This window comes from Xanthomonas sp. NCPPB 4037 (assembly GCF_041475695.2).
Taxonomy (GTDB): Bacteria; Pseudomonadota; Gammaproteobacteria; order Xanthomonadales; family Xanthomonadaceae; genus Xanthomonas; species Xanthomonas campestris.
Genome location: NZ_CM191261.1, coordinates 4,313,483 through 4,330,676 on the forward strand (window position 1 = coordinate 4,313,483; position 17,194 = coordinate 4,330,676).

Sequence of the window (17,194 nt, forward strand, 5' to 3'; positions counted from 1 at the left end):
CATCGATGCCAGCAGTAGGACGACGAGGTGAGCTTCTCCCTAGGTGCATTACGGACAGCCTGGCCGGGCAACGCCAGCCGCTGGCGACGTGGGTGGCCGGTGCGTTGCCGACCAACGCCAGCGCATTGCCGGCCAGTGTGTCGATCGACGACCTTCGCCGCCTGTTCGCCGACCCGGCCGGCAGTTCCTGCGCCATCGCCTGGGCATGCGGCTGCCGGACACGGCCGGCGAAGACACTGCAACGATCTATCTCTAACGAGCTCTTTGCCGAAAGTCGCCCTAGGAATTAGTCAGCGAAGCCGGGACGTCCAGGCGTCGAATCAGCATCAGCTGCCGCGCCCGACCCGCAAGACGGAAAGCTAACCCTGCCACTGCGCCAGCAGCTGCGCGCAGTCGCGCAGGCGCCAATCGGCCAGGCCCGGCCACGGGTCGCCCGGCGTGTTGACCAGGACGGTGCAGGCACCCACCGCGCGGCCGCAGGCCAGGTCATTGCAGTGGTCGCCCACCATCACCAGCGCATTGCCTTCCACCGCCCAGCGGCGCTCGAAGTACTGCAGACCGTCCGGGGCGGGCTTGGGTGCGGCCTCATCGCGGCCGACGATGTCGTCCCAGGCAAAGGCATCGCCCAGCCCGATCGCCTGCAAGGTCACCTGCGCCAGCGCGCGGGCATTGCGCGTCAACAGGCCCAGCCGGCAGCCGCTTGCCTGCAGCGCACGCACCAGCGCCACCGCGCCCGGCGCAGCACGCGCGCCTTCGGCCAGCGCGCGCTCGTGCTCCAGCAACCAGGCGTGCTTGGCCTGCGACTGCGCCGCAGGCAACGCGGCCAGGTGATGCAGGATGTCCGCTTCGGGCGGGATCTGCAGTTCTTTGCGGATCAGCGCGAAGTCGTGCACGGCCTCGGTCAGCGTGCCGTCCATGTCGAACACCCAATGCCGGCAGCTGCGCAAGGCCGGTGCAGCCCCTGCCGGAACGGTGCCATCCATGCGCTACTTCCAGCCCGGCAGTTGGGTGGTATCCAGCCCGCCCACCTCGAACTCGGCAGTGCGTGTGCCGCCGGCCTTGACCGGGAACGCGATGCTGATGCGCTTGGCGCTGCGCACCAGTTTCCACAGCGCCTTGTCGTCGTCGATAAACATGGCGATCGCCTCGTCGGTGTCAGGGCGATGTGCGGCCATCGGGCGCGCCGCGCCACCGTCCACCGACACCTGCACCTTGCAGCCGCGGTAGCAATTGAAGTCGCCGGCCTTCAGCACGAGATAGCTGTGGCGCTTCCACTGCGGATGGTCGCGGAACACCAGGCTCACCGGCTTGGGGCCGCTGCCATCCACGTCCACGCGCTCCTTGGCATCGATCATCGCCGAGCGCTGCGTGCCGCCCTTGGCCGGCACCTGCGAGTACTGCCACAGCGCCTGCATGCGGCGCAGCTCGCGCGCCTGCTCGCCCTTGGCCTTGATCTCGGCATAGCCGGCTTCCACGCGGGTGGCGGCCGGCGTGCCGGCGTAGCCTTCCAGCAGGGCCGCGCCATGCGCGCGCGCCATGTCCCAGTTCTGTGCCTGCACCGCTGCGTCGTACTGCTTGGCCAATGCATCGGCCTCATGTTCCTTGGCCTGCGCCTGCGCGGCCGCCTGCGCCTGGCGTTGCGCCTCGCGATCGGTGCAGCCACTCAGCGCCGCGACGCACAGGGCCGCACTCAACAGATATTTCATCGTCGACTCCAGGGCAAATTCAGTGGCAACGATACCAGCCTGCCCCGATGGAATTGATCAAGGGCATGGGCGTATAGCAGTGACCGCAGCACCCGCGATCACACGGGGCGACCAAGCACCGTAGGAGCGCACTTGTGCGCGATGGGCTTTACCGGGAACGCTGCATCTCGCGCAAGCGCGCTCCTACGGGGCGTGGAGCGTTTGAGGGTGCGGTATTGCCTGCGCAGAGGAGCCCACGCTTTCGTAGGAGCGCACTTGTGCGCGATCGGGCTTCACCGGGAATGCGTCATCGCGCGCTAGCGCGCTCCTACAAGGGCGATTGCGCACGCGCGAGACCGATGAAACAACGGGAGGGCGTAGGCAACGCCCTCCCCGGCCATTACGGCTGCGCTGGTCGCGCGGCCTTGGACTTGACCATTACGGCTGCGCTGGCGGCGCAGCTTTGGCCTTGGCGATCATCTCGGCCACCGAGGCGGTGGTGATCGGGTGATAGCTCGGCTTGGCCTTTTCGAAGGCCTGCTCGGCGAAGGCGATGCCGTCCGGGGTCTTCAGCAGCTCGGCATAGATCGGCAGCACCAGCTTGCGACGGCCCACGCGTTCGATGAACTCACCCGCGGCCGGGCGTGCATCGATGTAGCCGCTGCGGATCGCCAGCGGATACCAGCGCATTGCGATCTCGCCGTTGGGCGTGCCGGTGAAGTGGTAGGCATCGTCCAGCTGCTTGAGCTGTTCCGGCTTCAAGGTGGCACCCATGCCGCTGAGGAAATGCACCCATTCCTGCGTGCCCCATTCGCCGGTGACCTGCTTGCTCGGCAAGGTGCCGCTGCCGCTCCAGGCGATGCGCGCGGTATCCACGATCGAGAAGCTGCGCGAGCGTGCCTTGGCCGCAAATGCCGGGATGCCCGGCTGCTTCAACCACGCATCCACTTCGGCAGCGCTCACCGTGTTGGGATGCTTGGCCAGCAGGTTCTTGTTGAGATAGTCGACGAACTGGTCGGTGGTCGCGCTCTGGAACGCATGGTCATCGAACCAGCCACGCAGGAACGGGTCAAATACCTCGCGCCCGAAGCGCTGCTCCAGGAACTGCAGGAACCACGCGCCCTTGACGTAGGCCACCTGGCTCAGCGCTTCATCCGGGTCGCGCTCGGCCAGCGGCGGCAGCGCCAGGGCCTGGTCGGCCGGCGCCATGCCCTTTACTTCGGCCAGCAGGTCGCCCTGGTCGATCTCGCGCTCCATCTCGGCCATCTCGTTGCCGTACAGCGCTTCGGTGATGCGGCCCTGCACGTAGGTGGTGAACCCTTCGTTGAGCCAGATGTCCTTCCAGCTCGCATTGGTCACCAGGTTGCCCGACCAGCTGTGCGCCAGCTCGTGCGCCACCAGCGACACCAGCGACTTGTCGCCCACGATCACGGTGGGCGTGGCGAAGGTCAGGCGCGGGTTCTCCATGCCACCGAACGGGAACGACGGCGGCAGCACCAGCATGTCGTAACGGCCCCAGCGATACGGGCCGTAGAGTTTTTCGGCGGCACCGATCATCTTCTCGGTGTCTTCGAATTCCTTCGCAGCCTTGTCGGCCATGCTCGGCTCGGCCCACACGCCCGAGCGCGCGGAGATCGGCTTGAACACCACATCGCCGGCGGCAATCGCCAGCAGATACGAGGGAATCGGCTCGGGCATCTTGAAGCTGTAGTCGCCGTCGCGCGCGGCCTTGGGGTCGTTGTCGGCGCTCATCAGCACCATCACGTCCGGGCGCGAGGTCACATGCGCGCTATAGGTGAAGCGCACGCTCGGGGTGTCCTGCAACGGCACCCAGCTGCGCGCGTGGATCGCCTGCGACTGGCTGAACATGAAAGGCAGTTGCTTGCCTTCGGTCATCGCCGGCTCCAGCCACTGCAGGCCCGATGCGGTGGGCGCGGTGTGGTAGGTGATGACGACCTTGGCCGGCTGGTTGGGGGTTTCGATGGTGAGCTTGCTGCCGAAGGTCTTGTCGGCCGGCGCCAGCACGAACTGCAGTGGCGACAGCGTGCCCTTGCCATCGTCGGCCTGCACCTGGGCGATGCTCAGCTCGCGCGTATCCAGCACCAGCTGCTTGGCGGCCTTGTCCTTCCAGTCCAGCGTGTAGGTGGCGGTGCCGCCGATCTGCTTGGCGTCGAAATCCAGCTTCAGGTCCAGCGCCAGGTCCTTGATGACCACCAGCTGCGGCTGGGCGTAGGAGCTTTCGTCGTGGTTGCGGACGTCTGCTTTCACGGGAGCCTTGGCGGTGGCGGCCGGGGCGGCGGCAGTGGACGCCGGCGGCGTGGATTCGTTGGAACAGCCGGCCAATGCAATGGACACGGCCAGGGACAGCGACAGGAACGGGAAGCGCATCGACGGCACCACAGCAAAGGAATTGGTCATTTTAGCGCCCTCGCCCGGCCGCTGCCCGTGCCGCAGCGGGCCGATCACGCCACCGGATGGCTGCGCGGGGTGTCGTGGCCGTCGCGCACCAGCCGCCGGCCACCGGAGAACTTGGCGCGGTACATCGCCGCATCCGCACGCCGATACAGCTCGGTGGCGTCGATCCCCACCTCGCACACCGCACTGCCGGCGCTCACATGCAGCGGCGCCTCTTCGGCGTCTTCGCGCTCCAGCATCGACAACCACTGATTGAGCTTGAGTGTGGCCTCGTCTTCGGAGGCATGCACGCCGATCAGGAATTCATCGCCGCCCCAGCGGCCGATCCAGTCCTGCGCGCCTAGCCAGCCATAGGCCGATTCGACCAGGCGCACCAGCACGCGGTCGCCGGCCAGGTGGCCAAAGCGGTCATTGATCGGCTTGAGGTTGTCCATGTCCAGCACGAACAGCACGAACGGCCAGCCTTCGCGTTGCGCGGCGGTCACCGAATCGCGCATGGCCTGCTCGCAGCCGCGGCGGTTCAAGGCTTCGGTAAGCGGGTCGAACAGCGCGTGCCGTTTGAGATCGCGCATGCCCGCGTCGATGCCGCGCAGGCTGCGGTTGATGCCGCGCAACAGGCGGCCCAGTTCGTCATCGCCATGCTCGGGCAGCGTGGGCAGGCGTTGGTCAGCGTAGTACGCATCCAGCGCATCGGCGGCGATGCGCAACGGCGCCAGCAGGCGATACAGCGCCGAGAGCGTCAATGCAGTGCCGGCCAGCGTGGCCAGCAAGGCCACGATCACCACCGACCACAGCGGCCGCCCGTCCAGCTCGCTTTGCGCGGCCAGCCAGGCGATCAGCAACAACAGAGGCAGATGGATGCCGACGAACGTCACCGCCAACAGCTTGGCGCTGAAGGAGCGGGGAAACAGGCGCGACAGCCCGGCGTACAAGCGCATCCATGTCTCCGGCAAAAAGAACGCCTAGTGTCGCCGACGGTTTGTGGAGCCAACGCGACGGGTGTCTCAAAATTCCGTCGGTCAGCGCGCGCAACTGCATCGATTCATGCGCGCAAGCGAACCCAAGCGTGCGTGGACCGAGGCGTGCAGTGGAGCGACACCGGCGCGCTGGCACGCGCCGGCCGGTGCATCAGATCTTGTAGCCGGAGTGGATGGCCACGATGCCGCCGGTGAGATTCTTGTAGTGGCAACGCGCAAAGCCAGCCTCGCCCATCATGCCCTTGAGCGAGTCCTGCGGCGGGTGCTTGCGGATGCTCTCGGCCAGGTACTGGTAACTGTCGGCATCGCGCGCGAATAGCTGGCCCAGCTTGGGCAGGATCTTGAACGAATGGAAGTCGTAGATCGGCTTGAACCAGTCAGCGGTGACTTCGGAAAATTCGAGCACGCGTGCCTGCCCACCCACCTTCAACACGCGGTACATCTCGCGCAGCGCGGCGTCCTTGTCGGTGACGTTGCGCAAGCCGAAGGAAATCGTCACCAGGTCGAAGCTCTGATCCGGGAACGGCAGCGCTTCGGCATTGCATTGCACGTAGTCGAAGCCGGCCACCAGGCCGCGGTTGGTCAGGCGGTCGCGGCCCACCGAGAGCATGCCGGCATTGATGTCGCCCAGCACCACCGCGCCTTCGTTGCCCACGCGTTCCTTGAGCAGCACGGCGATGTCGCCGGTGCCGCCGGCCAGGTCCAGCACGCGGTCACCCGGCTTCACCTGCGCGGTTGCCACGAAGTAGCGCTTCCACGCACGGTGGATGCCCAGGCTCATCAGATCGTTCATCAGGTCGTAGTTGCGCGCGACCGAGGTGAACACTTCGCCGACCAGCTTCTGCTTGTCCTTTGCTGCGACGTCGCGAAAGCCGAAATGGGTGGTACCGGAGGTGTAGGGAGATTCGCTCATGGGTGGATTATCGCACTGCTGACGCCACCATGACCGCAACGGGACCACAATCGCGGCTCTTCCTGCGACGGCCCCAGCGAGCACTTGGTGCGCGACAAGTACGTTCAGCGCGACTGGCAGCCCCATGAGAAGCCCACCCTGCCTGGGTCGGCCTCCACGCCGCTGCACCCGACCCGGCGACGCATCCAGTACGGCCTGGTCGGCGTGGTGGTGGCGCTGACCGGTGGGCTGAGCAATGCGCTGGTCACCGCCAACCTGCCCTATCTGCAAGGCACGCTGGGGGCGTACGCCACCGAAATGGCCTGGCTGCCGGCCGCCTACGTGATGACCAACATGTCGGCCAATCTGCTGCTGGTGAAGTTCCGCCAGCAGTTCGGGCTGCGGCGGTTCACCGAGATCTTCCTGGCGCTGTATGCGGTGATCGCCTTTGCGCACCTGTTCGTGCACAGCCTGAGTTCGGCCATCACCGTGCGTGCCGCCCACGGGCTGGTGGGCGCGGCGCTCAGCTCGCTGGGGCTGTACTACGTGATCCAGGCGTTCCCGGCCAAATACCGGCTCAAGGCGGTGGTGACCGGGCTGGGGCTCACCCAGCTGGCACTGCCACTGGCGCGGGTGTTTTCCACCGACCTGCTGGAATTTGGCGAATGGCAGGGGCTGTACCTGTTCGAATTCGGCCTGGCGGTGTTTGCGCTGGCCTGCGTGCTGGCGCTCAAGCTGCCGCCGAGCGACCGGTACCGCGTGTTTGAGCCGCTGGACTTCCTCACCTTCAGCCTGTTCGCTGCCGGCGCGGCGGGGTTGGCTGCGGTGCTCTCGCTGGGCCGGCTGCTGTGGTGGACCAGCACGCCGTGGCTGGGCGTGGTGCTGGCGGCCTCCATCGTGCTGCTGTGCGCGGCCGCATGGATCGAACACAACCGCCGCAATCCGATGATCAACACGCGCTGGCTGGCCAGTGCCGACATGCTGCGCCTGGGCCTGGCAATCCTGCTGATCCGCCTGGTGCTGTCCGAACAGAGCACCGGCGCGATCGGCTTCTTCCAGACGCTGGGGTTGGCAAATGCGCAATTGCAGACCTTGTTCGCGCTGATGTTGCTGGGCGCGGTGGTAGGCGTGGTGGCCAGCGCCTTGCTGATCAACCCGGCGCGCATCGCCGAACACCTGATCATCGCAGTGGCGGCGATCTGCATCGGCTGCTTCATGGATGCGCGCGCCACCAGCCTGACCCGGCCGGAACAGATGTATGTCAGCCAGTTTCTGCTCGCATTCGGCAGCACCTTCTTCGTGGGCCCGGCGATGGTGGCCGGCATCGGCCGCGTGGTCACCCAGCCGCGCAACCTGATCAGTTTCATCGTGTTGTTCGGCATGGCGCAGAACATGGGCGGCCTGCTTGGCAGCGCGCTGCTGGGCACGCTGCAGGTGGTGCGCGAGAAATATCACTCCAGCCAATTGGTCGAGCACCTGGTACTCACCGACCCACAGGTGGCCGCGCGCGTGCAGGCCTATGCCGGCATGTACGGGCGCGCGATCGGCGACCCAGCGCTGCGCCAGGCGCAAGGCGTGCGTGCACTGGGCACGGTGGCCACCCGCGAAGCCAACGTACTGGCCTATAACGATGTGTTCCTGTTGATCGGCTGCATTGCCATTGCCACCGGGTTGTGGATTCTCTCCGTGCTGGTGTGGCGCCGTTATCTGCGGCCGCCGGTTGCCCCCTCTCCTTCTGTTCCGACTGCGCGCCCATGAATACACCTGCCGACACCGCTCCAACCGCCGAACAGAGACGGCGCCGCCGTCGCCGCCGTCTGTATGGCGTGCTCGGGTTCGGCGGGCTTGCGCTGATCGGCGTGGCGTTGGTGCTGTATGCATGGCGGCTGCCGCCGTTCACCAGCGCGGTGGAGCGCACCGAAAACGCGATGGTGCATGGCCAGGTCACGGTGATCGCGCCACAGGTCAGTGGCTATGTCACGCAGGTGCCGGTGCAGGATTTCGCGCATGTGCGCCGCGGCCAGCTGCTGGCAAAGATCGACGACCGCATCTATGCGCAGCAGCTGGAACAGGCCAAGGCGCAACTGCAGACGGCGCAGGCCAACCTGGCCAACTGGGAACAGCAGCGCCACAGCGCCGAGGCCACCATCGCCGAGCAACGCGCCACCCTGAGCAGCAACCAGGCCCAGCGCGATCGCACGCGCTCGGCGTATGCACGCGCGCAGCAACTGGCCAACCAGAAACTGGTGTCCGAGCAGGACCGCGACACCGCATTTGCCGCGCGCGCACAGGCCGACGCCGGCGTGGCACAGGCGCGCGCCGCAGTGCAGGCCGCCGAAGAGAACGCGCGCAGTGTCACCGTCAATCGTGCAGCGCTGGAAGCGGCGGTGGCCAATGCGCAGGCAGCCGTGCAGCTGGCACAGATCAACTTGGACAACACGCGCATCCTCGCGCCGCGCGACGGCCAGCTGGGTCAGCTCGGCGTGCGCCAGGGCGCCTACGTCACCAACGGCACGCAGTTGATGGCCTTGGTGCCGGACACCTTGTGGGTGGTGGCCAACTTCAAGGAAACCCAAATGGCCAACGTGCGCGTGGGTCAGCGCGCCAGCTTCACCGTGGATGCGCTGGCCAATGCGCGCCTGCAGGGCCGCGTGCAGGAGATCTCGCCAGCGGCCGGCTCCGAATTCAGTGTATTACCCGCGGACAACGCCACCGGCAACTTCGTCAAGATTGCCCAGCGCATTCCGCTGCGCATCAGCGTCGATCCCGGCCAGCCGCAGGCCGCGCGGCTGCGTCCGGGCATGTCGGTGGTGGTGGCCATCGACACCGCCCAGCGCGCCGAGTAAGCAACGCAGCCGTTATGATGCGGCGATGACTGTTTTGGCCCCCTTTCCTGTGCACTGGCGCGCACTGCGCTTTGCCGAGCTGGACACGCTCCAGCTCTACGCAGTGCTGCGGCTACGCACCGATGTGTTCGTGGTTGAGCAGCACTGCGCGTACCCGGAGCTGGACGGCAAGGACACACACGCCGAGGTGCTGCACCTGCTCGGCACCACGGATGATGGCGCGCTGGCCGCGTACCTGCGCGTGCTGCCGCCCGGGCTGAGCTATCCCGAACCCAGCATCGGCCGCGTCGTCATCGCTGCCGCACACCGCGGCCATGGGCTGGCCCACGTCTTGATGCGCGAAGGCCTGCGCCTGGTGCAGGCACAGTGGCCCGGCCGTGCCGTGCAACTGGGTGCGCAAACGCACCTGCAACACGTCTACGCCGCGCATGGTTTTGCGCCCACCTCTGCGCCGTATCTCGAAGACGGCATTCCGCATATCGACATGCTGCGTCGCGCCGACGCAGCCACTCAGGAGCTTGCATGATCACCACACCCGACTACCGCGCGCTGCTCGACACCGCCATCACCGAAGCCCGCCAGGGCCTGGCCGAAGGCGGCATCCCGATCGGGGCCGCGCTGTACCACAGCGACGGACGTTTGCTTGGCTGCGGCCATAACCGCCGCGTGCAGGAGAACGACCCTTCCGTGCACGGCGAGACCGATGCGTTCCGCAAGGCTGGCCGCCAACGCCGCTACCAGGACACCATCATGGTCACCACGCTGGCGCCGTGTTGGTACTGCAGCGGGCTGGTGCGGCAGTTCAATATCGGCACTGTGGTGGTGGGCGAATCGGTCACCTTCCAGGGCGGCATCGGCTGGCTGCGCGAGCATGGTGTCACCGTGATCGACCTGCACAGCCAGGAGTGCATGGATCTGCTCGGTGGTTATATCGCCGCCAACCCGGATGTGTGGAACGAGGATATCGGCGAAGACTGAGTCCGTGCTGTGGTGGCGCTGGCGGTTGTCGTTGCAGCGCCATGGTGCGTTTGTGCCGTAAGTGGATGTGCCAGGCGGCCAGCAACTCCTGTGTAAAAACGTCTGGCCGGCCAGGATCTTCGCAGCAGGTGACGTTCGCCAATGCCCTGCCCCGGCCTGTCAACGCGCGTTGACATGCCCAGCGCTACGCTCGCGCTTCACACAGGGGGAAAGCGTCGATGGCAGCAGTGGATGTAGTGGTGGCGAATGGCGCTGCGGCGCAGCCGTTTGCGTTGGAGCGGGCGCCGGCAATGCGGCAGCTGGCCGCAGTGGACGGCGGGCGGGCGCATGATGTGCCGCTGGCGAGGGCTGCCTTGCCGGCATTGGAAGCAGCTGACTTGACAGAAAGCGACGCGGCCGCGCAGACCGCGCGCCGGGGTGAGAACAGCCTGCCGCCCGCGGCTGCCGACCGCGCACTGCACGCGCATGTGCAGCTGGGCGCATTGCTGATCCAGCGCTACAGAGACAGCCTGCGCTGATTGTTTCGCCGCGAGAGCCGACTGACGGCAGCGAACGGCGCTGCGCTGAAGCCGGCCGTGAGCAGATCAATGTGCGAGCGCGGTGAGCCGCAGTGAAACGCGCAAGCGATGCCGCTGGCACAGCGATCGCGTCTGGGCGATTTCTGCGGCTTTGCTTGGCGTTTTAAAGACGTGATCGCCGCAAAATAAGACCCGCCAACGGCGGGTCTTCTTACAACTGCCGGTCTGCATGCGTTACCGCAAATACGCAGACCACGCAGGGTTACAGGATGTAACGGCTCAGATCCGGATCCTGGACCAGCTCGCCCAACTGCGCATCCACGTAGGCCGCATCCACGGTGACGCTCTGGCCATCGCGGTCGGGCGCCTCGTAGCTCAGCACATCGAGCAAACGCTCCAGCACCGTATGCAGACGCCGCGCACCGATGTTTTCCTGCCGCTCGTTCACCTGCGCGGCAATCTCGGCCAGGCGGTCCACCGCATCGGCACCGAAGGTCAAGGCCACACCTTCGGTCTGCAGCAAGGCTTCGTACTGCTTGATCAACGCCGCCTTGGGCTCGGTGAGGATGCGCACGAAATCGGCCTTGGTCAGCGCGGTAAGTTCCACGCGGATCGGGAAGCGGCCCTGCAATTCCGGAATCAGATCGCTGGGTTTGGCCAGATGGAACGCGCCCGAGGCAATGAACAGGATGTGGTCGGTCTTGACCGTGCCGTACTTGGTGGAGACGTTGGAGCCTTCCACCAACGGCAGCAGATCGCGCTGCACGCCCTCGCGGCTGACATCGCCACCGGACGAACCGGCCTCGCCGCGCTTGGCCACCTTGTCGATCTCGTCGATGAACACGATGCCGTGCTGCTCGCAGGCCTCGATCGCCGCGGTGCGGATGTCGTCTTCGTTGACCAGCTTGCCGGCTTCTTCCTCGATCAACAGCGGACGCGCCGCCTTGATGGTGAGCTTGCGCTTCTGCGACTTGCCGCCACCCAGGTTGGAGAACATCTGCCGCAGCTGCTGGCCCATTTCTTCCATGCCCGGCGGGGTCATGATGTCCATGCTGGCGTTGACCGCCACCTCCAGTTCGATCTCGCGCTCGTCCAGTTCGCCGTTACGCAACATGCGGCGGAACTTGATGCGGGTTTCATTGTCCTGCGCCGACGGCTCATGACGCGCCGCCTCCGGGTCGAAGCCGATGCCGGCCGAGCGTCTCGGCAACAAGGCATCCAGGATGCGATCTTCGGCGCGTTCTTCGGCCTGGTTGCGCACGCGTACCTTGGCCTGCTCACGGTACAACTTGACCGAGGTATCGGCCAGGTCACGAATGATCTGCTCCACATCCTTGCCCACGTAGCCCACTTCGGTGAAACGCGTGGCTTCCACCTTGACGAACGGCGCATTGGCCAGCGTCGCCAGACGCCGCGCGATCTCGGTCTTGCCCACGCCGGTGGGGCCGATCATCAAGATGTTCTTAGGCATCACTTCGTTGCGCAATTCTTCCGGCAACTGCATGCGCCGCCAGCGGTTACGCAGCGCAATGGCCACCGCACGCTTGGCATCGTGCTGGCCGACGATATGGCGGTCGAGCTCCTGCACGATTTCGCGCGGAGTCATGGTGCTATGGGTATCGGTCATGGTCGGGAATCGGGAATGGGAAAAGGGGAAACGCAAAAGCCGGCACCGGTGAAATGAGGAAGGAGCCGCTGTTGCGATTCACGATTCCCCACTCCCGATTCACAGCTCTTCAACCACCACATTGCGATTGGTATAGATGCAGATATCGCCGGCGATGTTGATCGCCTCGGTGGCAATGGTCTTGGCGTCCAGTTCGGTGTGCGCCAGCAACGCGCGTGCGGCAGACAGGGCGTACGAGCCGCCAGAGCCGATCGCGATGATGCCGTCTTCCGGCTCGATCACATCGCCGGTGCCGCTGATGATCAGCGAGGTTTCCTTGTCGGCCACAGCCAGCAATGCTTCGAGCTTGCCCAGGCGGCGCTCGGTGCGCCAATCCTTGGCCAGCTCCACGGCGGCGCGGGTCAGCTGACCGTGCTTGTCCAGCTTGGCTTCGAACAGTTCGAACAGGGTGAACGCATCGGCGGCTGCACCGGCAAAACCGGCCAGTACCTGGCCGTCGCGGCCGAGCCGGCGCACCTTGCGCGCGTTGCCTTTCATGACCGTGTGGCCGAGGGTGACCTGACCATCGCCGGCGACGGCGACATGCCCGCCACGTCGGACCGAAATGATGGTGGTGGCGTGAACGACGTTGGGGTTCTGGCTGGGATCCATGGGTCCTCCGGGGGTTTCCAAAGAGGTGGGGACGCCCCTGCCGGGTTCAAGCGCGCTGCCGCGCATCGGCGCAGCGCGCTTGAACTTGCTCACGTTTGAGACAGCAGCGCCACTGCATGCGACTTGCAACGCCTGCTGGGTTCACCATGCGCCGGTGTTGTTTGCACACGCCTGGCAGCAACTTGTGCAGCAAGTACCGGGCCTGGCGTTGACTGATCCGTTGCCGAGGCCCGCCCTCAAGCAACATGCAAAGGCCTAGCTGACGATTCCAGCCAGCGCATCGGCAGCAGTGCGATCAGCGCGACATGCGTAACAGCCCTGACGCGCATGATGCAGATGCACGTAGGCGATCTGCGCGTCGTCCAGACACGCGTGCAGCCACGCTGCGACGTCTTCGCTTGCACACACCTCGGCGGCCGTCAGATGATGACGATGATCGTAAGCGCGTAGCGAGATCAGCCGCGATTGGATCGCAGCCGGCACTGCATCTGGTTCCAGCTGCGCACGCGCCGCTGCGGCACGTACAAAGATTGGCCCGCTCGCGCGGTACGGCGAATCGGCAGCCTGATGCAGATACGGCAACAGCAGCAACTGCTCGCCTGCGCGCGCGTCCTGCAGGCTGACACGACACGGGAATCCATCATCGGCGTCGGCGATCACGCGCACGGCTTGGTGGTTGGCCAGCGCAGCGTCATCGAGCACATACAAATGGGCGAACAAGGCTGGATCGAGTCCTGTCAAACGAAACGAGGTCATGGCGGTCTTCCAGAGCTGGAAGCGCAGCGTGACCTACGCATGCCGGCCCTGCTCGCCGTCTTCGGACACGGCAGCGTCTGCGTGCAGGCATGCCCCTCTCCCACCGGGACATGACGTGGGGTGAGGGCGCCTGTACTGACAGTGCATCAATCACCTGCCACACGCTGCTGACGGCCATCTCCAGGTGTGCCAGCGCGTTGCTGGCATCCATGCTTGGAGATGGCGTCTCGCCTCTCCCGGCAGGAGCGAAGCTCAGCAGCGGCGATGCATGCGAAGCGCGGTCAGCGACGCGCACCAGCGCCTGTGGGTGCACACCGCAATCGGCAACTTCTTACGCTGCGTCCCAATTACTCAGCAGCTTTCTTGCGCTTCGCCCGCGGATGCGCGGCGTCGTAGACCTTGGCCAGATGCTGGAAATCCAGATGGGTATAGATCTGCGTGGTGGCGATATCCGAATGCCCCAGCAACTCCTGCACACCGCGCAGGTCGCCGGAGGATTCCAGGATGTGGCTGGCAAAACTGTGGCGCAGCATGTGCGGATGCACGTGCTTGAACATGCCCTGGCGTACCGCCAGTTGCTTGATCCGGATCTGCACCGCGCGTTGCGAGATCGCACCGCCCGCACGCCCCGGGAAGACATGCGTTTGCGCGCTGCCGCCGCTGTCGCGCTGCCAGGCGCGCAAGGCCGTCACCGCATGCGACCCCACCGGTACCAAGCGTTGCTTGCCGCCTTTGCCGAGCACCGTGACCAGGCCGCTGTCCAGATCCAGATCGCGCCAGCGCAAGGCGCACAGCTCGCTCAGGCGCAGCCCGGAGGAATAGAACAGCTCCAGCAAAGCGCGGTCGCGCAGGCCCAGCGGCGCGTCGGTCGGCACTTCCACCAGCCGCACCGCTTCATCGGCATCCAGCACCTGCGGCAATTTGCGCGGCGCCTTGGGCGCACGCAACGCAGCCGCAGGGCTGGTCGCGATGCGGCCATGCTTGAGCAACCACGCGTAATAACTGCGGCAAGCCGACAGGCGACGCTGCAGGCTCTTCGGCGACAACCCGCGCCGGTGTTCAGCGGTGACGAATTGCCGCAGCTGCGCGCTGTCGAGCTGCGCGACATCGTCGCTGCCCTGCGCACTTGCCCAACCGATCAGCGCGGCAAGATCGCGCCGGTAGGCGTCCAGCGTATGTGCCGAGACCTGCCGTTCGATCTGCAGATGCGCCAGGAAGGGCTCCACCGCAGACAACGTTGCATCTGCGCTGGGCCCGGTCGTCGCTGTCGGCGAGGAACCCCGCGCATCCGCAACAGGCGGCGCTGTCTCAGGCATCGAAGCGCTGCAGTGCCACTACCAGCGACTCGCCCATCATGCGCAAGAACAACGTGCCCATGCCCGGGTAGAACCGATTGGCATCGCTGCTGCCCACTGCGATCAGGCCGATACCCGGCAATGGCAGCAACGCGGTGGATTGCACCTCGCCGGCATGCGCGCCGTACAACAGCGCATGTTTTTCGGCTTGCAGGCGGCCGCAGATCGGCTCGCCATCGGTGAGGCAATCGCGAAATGGCGCCAGGCGCGCGTCATCGGCCGCCATCACCTGCAACCAGTCTGCCTCCAGCCCGGCGACCGGTTGCAGCAACACCAGCCGCACCAGTTCGCCATTGAAATCTTCCGCCAACGACGCGGCCATCGCCTTGAGCGTGTCGGCCGGGGTGGCCTGGCGCATCAGCGCGAGCGTCAGTTGATGTGTGCGCACCGCCAGCCGCTCGTTGACCTGCGCATTGCTGCCCAGTTCGTGCAGGCGCCGCGACAATTCACGGTTCTTGTCGCGCAGCACTTCCAGCTGGTACGTGGCCAGGGAGGCGGTAGGGCCGTCGTCGCGCGGCACCAGCAGGCTCACCGCCAGATCCGGAAACTGCTTGAGAAAGGTCGGATGGCGGCGCAGCCAGTTGGCGACGTCATGCGCGCCGAGTTTGTCGGTCTCGCTCATTGGTTCCACTCTCCATCGAAGACGAACACGGCCGGCCCGGACATCACCACCTGCGCCTGCTCGCCGGCCCAGCGGATCCGCAATTCGCCACCCGGCAAGGACACCCGCACATCGCGCTCGACCCGGCCCCGATGCATCAGCACCACCGCCGCCGCGCACGCACCGCTGCCGCAGGCGAGCGTTTCGCCAACGCCGCGCTCGTACACGCGCAACCGCACGTGCGCCGGGTCGACCACCTGTGCAAACCCGACATTGACCGATTCGGGAAACGCCGCGTTCTGTTGCAGCAACGCACCCACCCGCTCCACCGGCGCCGCATCGACCCGGCCAACTTCCACCACCGCGTGCGGGTTGCCCATCGACACCGCGCCAAAGCGCACGGTTTCTCCGTGCACGGGCAGCGCGTATTCGTCGCGCGCATGGGCAAAGCCGGCCAGCGGAATCTGCGTAGGCTCGAACTGCGGCACGCCCATCGCCACCGAATATGTGCCCGCGTCCAATCGCTCGACGCGGTGCGCGGTGAAGGGGCTGTCGATGGTGAAGGCATCGCCCTGCGCGGTGCCCTCGCGCACCAGCCACGCGGCCACACAGCGCGCGCCATTGCCGCACTGCTGCGAGTGCGATCCGTCGGAATTCCAGATGCGGTAGGCGGCCACCGCCTCGGCGCTGCGTGGCGCTTCGATGGTCAGGATCTGGTCGCAGCCCACACCGAAATGACGATCCGCCAACCGCGCGGCCAGGCTGGCATCGGGAGGCGGTGTGCCATCGCGCAGATCCAGCACGACGAAATCGTTGCCGGCGCCATGCATCTTGGTGAAACGCAAGCGCCCGGTGTGGACGTCAGCGCTCATTGCCGCTGCTGGCGGGCTGATCCGTGGCCGGCGCGGGCTGGGTGGTGCCGTCGGTCGGCGCGGGCGCAGGCGTCTGCGATTCGTCCAGCGGTTGCGGTGCATCCGGCGGCTGCAACACGGGCTGGGCCTCTACCGGCACCGGCTTCTGCGGCATCACCAGTGGGCCCTTGTTGCCGCAGGCGGCGAGCAGGACGAGGGTCGCACCCATCAGTGCGAGACGAACAGACGGTCGGGACATAATGCTCATGCACCGAAGTATAGCCAGAACACCCTGACTGCCGTGCGCTCAGTGCGGGGCGGGCGTTTGCAGTGCGCGCGGCGGCGGCTCCGGGCGCAGCCACAGCCAGATGGCCACCACCGCCATGCTGCCGATGGACAGGCATTTGACCCACAGCACCGGCACGCACCACAGCATGATGGCCGCGCAGATGGTCATGGTCAGGGTCGCCATCCATTTGGCCTTGCGGCTCACCGCGCGATAGGTCTGCCATTCGACGATGGCCGGGCCAAAGCGCGGGTGCGCCAGCAGCCAGCGGTGCAGGCGTTCGGAGCCGCGCGAGGCGGCCCAGGCGGAGATCAGCACGAATACGGTGGTGGGCAGGCCTGGGACGAAGATGCCGACAATGCCGGTGGCCAAGCTGGCATAGGCCAGCAGCCACCACGCCCAGCGGAATCGGTTCGGTCGCGTCATGGGGGAATGATACGGCCAGTGGTGGGGGTTGGTGGGGGGATGGTTTTTGTTGCAGGTGGGTGTGGGGTGCGCTTGTGCAAGAGCAAGTGCAGAGCTTTCGCGCCTGCGGCGCGAGTTCCTTTTGTCTTGGCAAAAGGAACCAAAACCGCTGTCGCCGACGCAATCCGGCGCGGTGAAGCCGCACCGGTGCCCTGCGCTCCTCGCCACGCGTGGCACGGCGCCCAAACTCGCTGCGCTCAGACAAGGGCGCCTCTTCGGCCCCGCGCAGCTGCGGTGCTCGGCTCGCTTTAAGGCGACGTTGGTGGAGCGAGAGCGTCAGCAAAAGCAGGA

Annotated in this window: 18 protein-coding genes and 1 pseudogene; 6 read left to right on the plus strand and 13 right to left on the minus strand. The window is 66.1% G+C overall.

Features of this window, described 5'->3' with window-relative positions; genetic code table 11:
- Positions 1–41: 41 nt before the first annotated feature.
- A pseudogene (locus ACCQ01_RS18945) lies at positions 42–238 on the plus strand (hypothetical protein); the annotation flags it as partial.
- A 121-nt stretch (positions 239–359) separates the two neighbouring features.
- Here ACCQ01_RS18945 and ACCQ01_RS18950 read toward each other — a convergent pair.
- From ACCQ01_RS18950 to ubiE, 5 genes are all read right to left on the minus strand, one after another.
- The gene (locus ACCQ01_RS18950; RefSeq protein WP_228431359.1) at positions 360–983 is read right to left on the minus strand and encodes an HAD family hydrolase; all 624 of its coding nucleotides are present in this window, start codon (positions 981–983) and stop codon (positions 360–362) included.
- A gap of 3 nt (positions 984–986) precedes the next feature.
- Positions 987–1,706 carry a hypothetical protein gene (locus ACCQ01_RS18955; RefSeq protein ID WP_115002013.1) on the minus strand — a complete coding sequence of 240 codons (720 nt, stop codon included), beginning with the start codon at positions 1,704–1,706 and terminating at the stop codon, positions 987–989.
- Between the two features lie 417 nt (positions 1,707–2,123).
- Positions 2,124–4,073, minus strand: coding sequence for a M1 family metallopeptidase (locus ACCQ01_RS18960; RefSeq protein WP_228431429.1), 1,950 nt, complete (start codon positions 4,071–4,073; stop codon positions 2,124–2,126).
- 74 nt (positions 4,074–4,147) lie between these two features.
- Positions 4,148–5,038: a GGDEF domain-containing protein gene (locus ACCQ01_RS18965; RefSeq protein ID WP_161962046.1), complete on the minus strand. Its 891-nt coding sequence runs from the start codon at positions 5,036–5,038 to the stop codon at positions 4,148–4,150.
- A gap of 190 nt (positions 5,039–5,228) precedes the next feature.
- Positions 5,229–5,990 (minus strand): bifunctional demethylmenaquinone methyltransferase/2-methoxy-6-polyprenyl-1,4-benzoquinol methylase UbiE, encoded by a 762-nt coding sequence (gene ubiE / locus ACCQ01_RS18970; protein ID WP_014509029.1) that lies wholly within the window; start codon positions 5,988–5,990, stop codon positions 5,229–5,231.
- Between the two features lie 87 nt (positions 5,991–6,077).
- Here ubiE and ACCQ01_RS18975 point away from each other — a divergent pair, with 87 nt between their 5' ends.
- The 5 genes from ACCQ01_RS18975 to ACCQ01_RS18995 all read left to right on the plus strand — a co-directional run bounded on the left by ACCQ01_RS18975 (position 6,078) and on the right by ACCQ01_RS18995 (position 10,311).
- The gene (locus ACCQ01_RS18975) at positions 6,078–7,727 is read left to right on the plus strand and encodes an MFS transporter (protein ID WP_228431361.1); all 1,650 of its coding nucleotides are present in this window, start codon (positions 6,078–6,080) and stop codon (positions 7,725–7,727) included.
- Positions 7,724–8,815: an HlyD family secretion protein gene (locus tag ACCQ01_RS18980; RefSeq protein WP_103700274.1), complete on the plus strand. Its 1,092-nt coding sequence runs from the start codon at positions 7,724–7,726 to the stop codon at positions 8,813–8,815. Before ACCQ01_RS18975 ends, ACCQ01_RS18980 begins: the two co-directional genes overlap by 4 nt.
- A 25-nt stretch (positions 8,816–8,840) precedes the next feature.
- Positions 8,841–9,341, plus strand: a complete 501-nt coding sequence (locus ACCQ01_RS18985; protein WP_228431363.1) for a GNAT family N-acetyltransferase — start codon at positions 8,841–8,843, stop codon at positions 9,339–9,341.
- Positions 9,338–9,793 (plus strand): nucleoside deaminase, encoded by a 456-nt coding sequence (locus tag ACCQ01_RS18990; RefSeq protein WP_228431365.1) that lies wholly within the window; start codon positions 9,338–9,340, stop codon positions 9,791–9,793. The genes ACCQ01_RS18985 and ACCQ01_RS18990 overlap by 4 nt, the downstream gene beginning before the upstream one ends.
- Positions 9,794–10,011: 218 nt before the next feature.
- A complete protein-coding gene (locus tag ACCQ01_RS18995; RefSeq protein WP_228431367.1) occupies positions 10,012–10,311 on the plus strand; it encodes a hypothetical protein in 300 nt (99 codons plus the stop codon).
- Positions 10,312–10,573: 262 nt separating this feature from the next.
- Here ACCQ01_RS18995 and hslU read toward each other — a convergent pair whose 3' ends face one another.
- The 8 genes from hslU to ACCQ01_RS19035 form a co-directional block, all read right to left on the minus strand.
- Complete coding sequence (gene hslU, locus ACCQ01_RS19000) at positions 10,574–11,938, minus strand: ATP-dependent protease ATPase subunit HslU (protein ID WP_014509032.1); 1,365 nt, start codon at positions 11,936–11,938, stop codon at positions 10,574–10,576.
- 99 nt (positions 11,939–12,037) lie between these two features.
- Positions 12,038–12,589 carry an ATP-dependent protease subunit HslV gene (hslV, locus tag ACCQ01_RS19005; protein WP_011038588.1) on the minus strand — a complete coding sequence of 184 codons (552 nt, stop codon included), beginning with the start codon at positions 12,587–12,589 and terminating at the stop codon, positions 12,038–12,040.
- Between the two features lie 255 nt (positions 12,590–12,844).
- On the minus strand, positions 12,845–13,345 hold the full coding sequence (locus ACCQ01_RS19010) for a DUF1203 domain-containing protein (RefSeq protein WP_228431368.1): 501 nt from the start codon (positions 13,343–13,345) through the stop codon (positions 12,845–12,847).
- Between the two features lie 347 nt (positions 13,346–13,692).
- Positions 13,693–14,661 carry a tyrosine recombinase XerC gene (gene xerC, locus ACCQ01_RS19015; RefSeq protein ID WP_372358819.1) on the minus strand — a complete coding sequence of 323 codons (969 nt, stop codon included), beginning with the start codon at positions 14,659–14,661 and terminating at the stop codon, positions 13,693–13,695.
- On the minus strand, positions 14,654–15,322 hold the full coding sequence (locus ACCQ01_RS19020) for a DUF484 family protein (RefSeq protein ID WP_161963491.1): 669 nt from the start codon (positions 15,320–15,322) through the stop codon (positions 14,654–14,656). Before ACCQ01_RS19020 ends, xerC begins: the two co-directional genes overlap by 8 nt.
- A complete protein-coding gene (gene dapF, locus ACCQ01_RS19025) occupies positions 15,319–16,173 on the minus strand; it encodes a diaminopimelate epimerase (protein WP_228418514.1) in 855 nt (284 codons plus the stop codon). Before dapF ends, ACCQ01_RS19020 begins: the two co-directional genes overlap by 4 nt.
- Positions 16,163–16,420, minus strand: coding sequence for an LPS translocon maturation chaperone LptM (gene lptM / locus ACCQ01_RS19030; RefSeq protein ID WP_228431372.1), 258 nt, complete (start codon positions 16,418–16,420; stop codon positions 16,163–16,165). Before lptM ends, dapF begins: the two co-directional genes overlap by 11 nt.
- Positions 16,421–16,459: 39 nt before the next feature.
- On the minus strand, positions 16,460–16,864 hold the full coding sequence (locus ACCQ01_RS19035; protein ID WP_040940617.1) for a YbaN family protein: 405 nt from the start codon (positions 16,862–16,864) through the stop codon (positions 16,460–16,462).
- Positions 16,865–17,194: the final 330 nt, after the last annotated feature.

What these genes read in the sequence shown, in the direction of transcription:
- ACCQ01_RS18950 (WP_228431359.1), bottom strand. Translation starts at nt 983, where the DNA reads ATGGATGGCACCGTTCCGGCAGGGGCTGCACCGGCCTTGCGCAGCTGC.
- ACCQ01_RS18955 (WP_115002013.1), bottom strand. Translation starts at nt 1,706, where the DNA reads ATGAAATATCTGTTGAGTGCGGCCCTGTGCGTCGCGGCGCTGAGTGGC.
- ACCQ01_RS18960 (WP_228431429.1), bottom strand. Translation starts at nt 4,073, where the DNA reads ATGCGCTTCCCGTTCCTGTCGCTGTCCCTGGCCGTGTCCATTGCATTG.
- ACCQ01_RS18965 (WP_161962046.1), bottom strand. Translation starts at nt 5,038, where the DNA reads ATGCGCTTGTACGCCGGGCTGTCGCGCCTGTTTCCCCGCTCCTTCAGC.
- ubiE (WP_014509029.1), bottom strand. Translation starts at nt 5,990, where the DNA reads ATGAGCGAATCTCCCTACACCTCCGGTACCACCCATTTCGGCTTTCGC.
- ACCQ01_RS18980 (WP_103700274.1), top strand. Translation starts at nt 7,724, where the DNA reads ATGAATACACCTGCCGACACCGCTCCAACCGCCGAACAGAGACGGCGC.
- ACCQ01_RS18985 (WP_228431363.1), top strand. Translation starts at nt 8,841, where the DNA reads ATGACTGTTTTGGCCCCCTTTCCTGTGCACTGGCGCGCACTGCGCTTT.
- ACCQ01_RS18990 (WP_228431365.1), top strand. Translation starts at nt 9,338, where the DNA reads ATGATCACCACACCCGACTACCGCGCGCTGCTCGACACCGCCATCACC.
- ACCQ01_RS18995 (WP_228431367.1), top strand. Translation starts at nt 10,012, where the DNA reads ATGGCAGCAGTGGATGTAGTGGTGGCGAATGGCGCTGCGGCGCAGCCG.
- hslU (WP_014509032.1), bottom strand. Translation starts at nt 11,938, where the DNA reads ATGACCGATACCCATAGCACCATGACTCCGCGCGAAATCGTGCAGGAG.
- hslV (WP_011038588.1), bottom strand. Translation starts at nt 12,589, where the DNA reads ATGGATCCCAGCCAGAACCCCAACGTCGTTCACGCCACCACCATCATT.
- ACCQ01_RS19010 (WP_228431368.1), bottom strand. Translation starts at nt 13,345, where the DNA reads ATGACCTCGTTTCGTTTGACAGGACTCGATCCAGCCTTGTTCGCCCAT.
- xerC (WP_372358819.1), bottom strand. Translation starts at nt 14,661, where the DNA reads ATGCCTGAGACAGCGCCGCCTGTTGCGGATGCGCGGGGTTCCTCGCCG.
- ACCQ01_RS19020 (WP_161963491.1), bottom strand. Translation starts at nt 15,322, where the DNA reads ATGAGCGAGACCGACAAACTCGGCGCGCATGACGTCGCCAACTGGCTG.
- dapF (WP_228418514.1), bottom strand. Translation starts at nt 16,173, where the DNA reads ATGAGCGCTGACGTCCACACCGGGCGCTTGCGTTTCACCAAGATGCAT.
- lptM (WP_228431372.1), bottom strand. Translation starts at nt 16,420, where the DNA reads ATGAGCATTATGTCCCGACCGTCTGTTCGTCTCGCACTGATGGGTGCG.
- ACCQ01_RS19035 (WP_040940617.1), bottom strand. Translation starts at nt 16,864, where the DNA reads ATGACGCGACCGAACCGATTCCGCTGGGCGTGGTGGCTGCTGGCCTAT.